The organism is Pontibacterium sp. (genome assembly GCF_964228735.1).
In the GTDB taxonomy this organism is placed as follows: domain Bacteria; phylum Pseudomonadota; class Gammaproteobacteria; order Pseudomonadales; family Balneatricaceae; genus Pontibacterium.
This window is the reverse complement of record NZ_CAXRBQ010000096.1, coordinates 1-6,508: the sequence shown is the minus strand read 5'-3', so window position 1 is coordinate 6,508 and position 6,508 is coordinate 1. Positions and strand designations below refer to the sequence as shown.

5 protein-coding genes are annotated in these 6,508 nt (G+C 54.1%); all 5 read right to left on the bottom strand.

Annotated features, from left to right (window positions below):
- Positions 1-225: 225 nt before the first annotated feature.
- The 5 genes from ACEQ15_RS10980 to ACEQ15_RS10960 all read right to left on the bottom strand — a co-directional run bounded on the left by ACEQ15_RS10980 (position 226) and on the right by ACEQ15_RS10960 (position 6,151).
- Positions 226-2,205 (bottom strand): methyl-accepting chemotaxis protein, encoded by a 1,980-nt coding sequence (locus ACEQ15_RS10980; protein WP_370279233.1) that lies wholly within the window; start codon positions 2,203-2,205, stop codon positions 226-228.
- Between the two features lie 182 nt (positions 2,206-2,387).
- Positions 2,388-3,110: a gamma-glutamyl-gamma-aminobutyrate hydrolase family protein gene (locus ACEQ15_RS10975; RefSeq protein ID WP_370279232.1), complete on the bottom strand. Its 723-nt coding sequence runs from the start codon at positions 3,108-3,110 to the stop codon at positions 2,388-2,390.
- A 106-nt stretch (positions 3,111-3,216) separates the two neighbouring features.
- The gene (locus ACEQ15_RS10970) at positions 3,217-4,029 is read right to left on the bottom strand and encodes an ABC transporter permease subunit (RefSeq protein WP_370279231.1); all 813 of its coding nucleotides are present in this window, start codon (positions 4,027-4,029) and stop codon (positions 3,217-3,219) included.
- A complete protein-coding gene (locus ACEQ15_RS10965) occupies positions 4,029-4,937 on the bottom strand; it encodes an ABC transporter permease subunit (RefSeq protein ID WP_372530378.1) in 909 nt (302 codons plus the stop codon). Before ACEQ15_RS10965 ends, ACEQ15_RS10970 begins: the two co-directional genes overlap by 1 nt.
- Before the next feature lie 44 nt (positions 4,938-4,981).
- The gene (locus tag ACEQ15_RS10960) at positions 4,982-6,151 is read right to left on the bottom strand and encodes an ABC transporter ATP-binding protein (protein WP_370279229.1); all 1,170 of its coding nucleotides are present in this window, start codon (positions 6,149-6,151) and stop codon (positions 4,982-4,984) included.
- Positions 6,152-6,508 lie beyond the last annotated feature (357 nt).

Below are 6,508 nucleotides of genomic sequence, written 5' to 3'. Positions count from 1 at the left end.
AATGCAGCATCATCTGAAATTCAGAGCGCTTTGATACCATTCAGTTCTGAGATAAGGGGAAGTCGGGGTTTAATCTACAGAACAGCCTTAGGGACTAAGGGCAGCCACAAACTCACCGACTTCTGACGATGGACGGTAGCTAACCACCCATCTTGGAGAGATACAAGGGCAGCCTTTAGGCTGCCGGCAGGCTAAAGCCTGCCCTACAATGTGGTCCAAACCACCTTACACCGTAAACCGCTTCACTAGGCCGGACAGGTTATCCGACAACTGCAGCAACGATTCACTCTGCGATGCAGCCTGCTCAGCACCACGGGTGGTACCCTCCATAATCTGATTGATCTCGGTAAGGCTCTGGCTGATATCTCGTACCGTCGCATTCTGCTCATCCGTCGCTGTCGCTACCTGGGAGTTCATCTCCCGCATACGCTGAACAGCTGCCACTACGCTTCTTAGAGTTTCCGTACTCTGATCCAGATTCTCACTGCAGCTGATTGCTTCTGTTGAACAAGTAGACATCGCCCGCACGGTGGTTTCCGCACCGTTCTGCAGGTTCAGCACGGTCTCTTCGATTGCACTGATCGAGCCCTGGGTTCGATTCGCCAATGAACGTACCTCATCTGCCACTACCGCAAAACCACGTCCAGTCTCACCGGCACGGGCCGCCTCGATCGCCGCATTCAGCGCCAGCAGGTTAGTTTGCTCGGCAATGGAACGAATCACGTCGATCACTTCGCTGATCGATTCGCTGTGTTGCTGCAGGGATTTCACCTCATCCATCGACGTGGTTACCCGCCCTGCCAGCGCGCTGATCGCCCGGCTGTTCTCCTGCAACGAGCGGTTGTTGGCTTCCAGTACCGATTCCGCATCCAACGCTTCGTTAAGGGTTTGATCTGCGTGGGCGGCCACTTCGGCAGCACTGGCTTCCATCTCGGTCGCCGTTGCCGCCAGACGGGCACTCTGCAGCCCCTGCTGCTCAACACCTCCGAGAGTGTTACGGCTGATCTCACGGCTGGCACCGGCGGTGCTGTGTACCTCCTCTACGGTCAGTACGATCTCCTGCACCAGATGACGCAGCTCCTTGGACAGCGCATTGGTGCTTTCCGCCAAACGGGTCAGTTCGTCGTTACCGCGCACCTCCAGCTGGGTGGAAAGATCACCGGAGGCGATCCGTCCCATACCACTCACCACCTGCTCCAGCGAACGGCGCAGATAGGTCACCAGACGGAACCCAACAAACGCAGAGAACAGCGCCGCCAGCAACGTGCCCGCCGCAATCAGCAGCTTGCCATCTGCAATTGTTTCATCGGTGGTTTGCTCCGCCGCATGGGCGTACTGGCGTGCCGCATCGATAAAGCTGTTAATCATCTGGGTATTCTGCGAAACCAACATCGCCGTTTCGGTCAGTAAAGCTTCGGAACTGCGTTGCGCATCCATCGACTGTAGGTAGGAGGTCAGGGTCAGATCTTCGCCCTGCAATTGCTGCTGGTATGGCACCCACATCTCGATAATGGATTCATGGGCTTCCTTATCCAGCTTTTCCACCGCCGGGATCAACTGCGATAGACGATCCAGGTATTTCTTCACCTCAGCGCCCAACATCTCCAAGCGTTTTGGATCGTCGGTTTGCATCAGTTCCGCCACCTTACCGTTCAGGTAGGCGATATCATCGCGGATCGGACGCAGAACCTTCAGGTAATCAAAGCGGAACTCTTCGTGCAGCAGATCTTCCAGTGTGTAGCCCATCTCGTCGGTGAGGTACTGGAACTCTTCGGCCTGCTTTGCGATATGTGCCTGTTCGGCACGATAACGGGATTTTTGCTCGACGATCTGCGCCGAGTGATCAAAGATCTGTTCGGTCAGCGACCTCATCTGCGCAACCTCGGCACTACCGCTCTCCAGCCCTTCCAGAGTGGCAAAGTCATCCTCAAACAACGACCGTAAAGAGCCCAGCTGCGCATTAACCTGCTTGCTGTTTTGTCCGCTGGAACCGCTAATGAAGTCGAGTAACAGATACTTGGTATCCGCCAGATTGGCCCGGAGATTGGCCCCGATATATACCCGTGGTGAGGCATCACGGATCACAGAACCCACTTGGGTGCTGACCGCGTTAAAGCTTTGATAGGCCACCAGAGAGGTCGCCAGAAAGAGCACGAGCGTGACTGCCATGGTCAGCACAATTCGCTGACTGACGGAAAGATTCATACCTGGACTCCCGCTTTACTACCGATTCAGCCATGCTGCAGGCAAAGTGGAGCTAACCCGGAGATTTTTACAATATCCGGACGTAAAGAACCCGCGAACAAGTCCGAAGCGTCGTGAGAATTATTGAAAAATAAGAAATGCAAAAGCAGCTATCCGGGGATCCAGATAGCCGCGAAAAATGATCAGGCGCTCTTGCGCTGCAGGAAGTCTGCCATCCACTGAGCCACGACCAGAGAGTCGGTTGCCGCCCCCTCCTGTCGCAGGGATGCCAAACCTGCATCCGCGGTATCGTCTGGAATGACGGCACCCTTGCGCAGAGCTACCAGCGCATCTTCGTACTGCAGGTTAAATTCCGGGTGCGCCTGGAATGTCAGGATGTTGTCGCCATACACCAAGCCTGCAAACTCACAGAAATCAGATTCAGCAAACACCACGGCATTTTCCGGCTTCTCAGTCACCTGGTAACGGTGCATCGCACTGATAGTAAACGACTCAGGCTGGTCAGCGATGAAGTCGTTTTCACCGATCAGGTTGTAGCTGTGCAGACCCACACCCCAACCACCGGTAAAGGATTCCACCTTGCCGCCAAACGCTTCGGCGATGATCTGGTGACCAAAGCAGATACCCAGCATCGGCTTTCCGGTTGCGTCGATCTCCAGGATCAGCTTCTTCAGGCGTTGCATCCAGTCGCGGTTTTCATCCACGTTGAACTTGGAACCGGTGATGATCCAGCCGTCACACTGCTCAGCACTCTCCGGGAAAATACCGTCGCGTACATCAAACAGCTCATATTCAAACTGGCGCTGCGCTTTATCAAACAGCTGCACAAACATATCCGCATAGGAGCCGTACTGATTCAGAAGCTCATCCGGTGTGATACCGGTTGCGAGGATACCAATCTTCATTACTTTTACCTGCAAAACTGCGCTGCAATACATGGCAGCGATAATACTACTGAGTGGAGTGGCTACCGGTGTACTGACAGCCACTCCAATTCTTTAGACACCTGATTTATTCAGGCTTCATCAGGCGCGCCTGTCGGCGCATCTGCCACATGGCGGCAATCACACCAATCGCCACGATCGCAATCATGATCGTTGCCAGTGCGTTCACCTCTGGGGTTACACCCAGACGCACTTTGGAGAAGATCACCATCGGCAGCGTGCTGTTACCCGGACCGGATACGAAGCTGGCAATTACCAGGTCATCCAGCGACAGGGTGAATGACAGCAACCAGCCGGAAATGATCGCCGGCATGATCAGCGGCAGCGTCACCAGGAAGAACAGCGAGCTTGGTTTAGCGCCCAGATCCATCGCAGCCTCTTCCAGGGTTTCATCCAGGGAGGACAAACGTGCCTGCACGATCACCGCCACATACGCCATACAGAACGTGGTGTGTGCGATGATGATAGTGCCGGTGCCACGACCGGACGGCCAACCGAACATCCCTTCCATCGCCACGAACAGCAGCAACAGGGAGAGACCGGTGATGACCTCTGGCATTACCAGCGGTGCGGTAATCCAGCCAGACAGAATCATCTTACCGCGGAACGGTCCGAAGCGGCTCAGTACGTAACCCGCCATGGTGCCCAGCACCACTGCCAGCGAGGCGCTGACAAACGCGATCTTCACACTCAGCAATGCGGCTTCAATGATCTGATCGTTCTTAAACAGCTCCACATACCATTTAATGGACCAGCCACCCCAAACGGTTACCAGTTTGGAGGCGTTAAAGCTGTAAACAATCAGGGCAATGATCGGCGCATAGAGGAACAGATATCCCAGTCCCGCCGTGATATTGAGGAAATTAGATTTACGCTGCATCAGATCGCCTCCTGTTTACCCTGACTGTTACGTACCAGCATGATCGGCAGTACCAGCACCACCAGCATCACAATTGCCACGGCAGATGCCATCGGCCAGTCGCGGTTGAGGAAGAACTCGTCCCACAGCACGCGTCCAATCATCAACGTATCAGAACCACCCAGCAACGCAGGGATGACGAACTCACCCACCGCCGGGATAAACACCAGCAAACAACCTGCGATAATGCCCGGCATCGCCTGCGGCACGGTGATCAGGAAGAAACCTTTCATTGGCGTACAACCCAGATCTTCAGCTGCTTCCAGCAGGGTCATGTCCATCTTCTCCAGCGCACTGTACAGCGGCAGCACCATGAACGGCAGATAGGTGTAGACGATACCGATATACACGGCGAAGTCAGTCTGCAGCATGATCAGCGGCTGATCGATGATACCGATGGAGAGCAGGAACTCGTTTACAATACCGTTCTTCTTCAGGAACCCCATCCAGGCGTATACACGCAACAGGAAGGAGGTCCAGAACGGCAGGATTACCAGCGCCAGCAGCAGGCCACGTCGGGAACCTTCGCTACGGGCGATCAGGTACGCGATCGGGAATGCCACAATCAGTGCAAAGAACGTCGAAACGCCTGCAATCTTGATCGAACTGAGGTACGCATCCAGGTAGAACGCGTCCTCCAACAGGTAGAGGTAATTACCCAAATTCAACTTGAAGGTCATGTACGCCTCTTCCACATCCCACTCCAGCAGAGAGGTATATGGAGGCACGGCGATGGCAGTCTCCGACAGGGAGATCTTGAACACAACCAGGAACGGTACAAAGAAGAACACAGCCAGCCAGATCGCCGGAACACCAACAACAGCGGCCTTACCCCAGTTTGTACCCCGTAAGATTTTATAGCGTTTCATCAACGACGAAGAGCCGTCGACCCACGCTGAACCGGTCGAAATACTCATGACGTCAGTACCACGCTGCTGTCTTCATCCCAGTACAGGAACACTTTGTCATTCCAGGTAAAGCGTTCGCCCATATGACGGGTGAAGTTCGGTTGCGTGACGCGTACCTCTTTGCCGCTTGGCAGGCGCACCTTAAATACCGACAGGCTACCCATGTAGGCGATCTCTTCGATCTCACCCTGCAGGTAGTTGTCTTTCTGTTCCGGACGTTCGTGACTGATATGGATCTTTTCAGGACGGACAGCCACATGCACCACCTGATCCGGTGCACAGCTGATGCCGTGGTTGATAGTCAGCGACGCGCCCGCTTCCGGTGATGCGATGCGTACGAAGTCCGGCTCATCTTCGGTAACTTGGCCTTCGAACAGGTTCACGGAACCGATAAATTCCGCCACGAAACGGCTGTTCGGATACTCGTACACATCGTGTGGCTCGTCGGTCTGCACGATCACACCGTTGTTCATCACGCCGATGCGGGTCGCCAGCGTCATCGCCTCTTCCTGGTCGTGGGTTACCACCACGAAGGTCACACCCAGCTCTTCCTGGATGTTGATCAGCTCAAACTGGGTCTCTTCACGCAGTTTTTTATCCAGTGCACCCAGCGGTTCATCCAGCAACAGCAGTTTTGGACGTTTAATCAGGGAACGGGCCAGTGCCACACGCTGGCGCTGACCGCCGGACAACTGATGTGGTTTACGCTTGCCCAGATGTCCCAGCTGAACCATATCCAGCATCTCTGCCGTACGCTTTTTCGCTTCGCTGTTGGAGACGCCTTCACGCTTCAAACCGAACGCCACGTTGTCCGCCACAGTCAGGTGCGGAAACAGCGCGTAGGACTGGAACATCATGTTCACAGGACGTTTCCATGGCTGGATACCCGCCATATCAACGCCGTCGATCAGAATGCGACCGCTGGTTGGAGCCTCAAACCCCGCCAGCATACGCAAGAGAGTACTTTTGCCGGAGCCGGAACCACCCAGCAGGCAGAACAGTTCGCTTTTATAAATATCCAGAGATACGTTATCGACTGCAGTGAACTCACCAAATTTCTTGGTAATGTTCTCAATTTTCACGAATGGCTCAGCACCATCCTGCTTCCAGGACGGCACTGTTTTGGCGGCCGCCACTGTAGAACTCTGCATATCGATCACCTGAGAGGAAGTCATACCATGCCCTCATATTATTCTTATTTGGTAATTCTGAAAGTGCCCGGTGGTTACACTGCTCGAACTGTTCACACCGAACCAGCACAGAACTTCCAAGATGGAAGTTGCTAAATAAATGCTCTGTACACCAAAACACTTATCTAGACATCGGCTGTGGAAACAAAAGGGAAAACCGAGTTTCCCCTTTTATATCAATATCTAAAACCTGTTAGCGACCTGTTTTCACGTTGGTCCAGGCACGGGTCAGCAAGCGGTCGAACTTCGCAGTGTGCGCGTTCTGGGTGAACAGTGTTGCCTTCACCTCTTCGCTTGGGTAGATACCCGGGTTGCTGATCACATCTTTAGATCGGAAGAGAA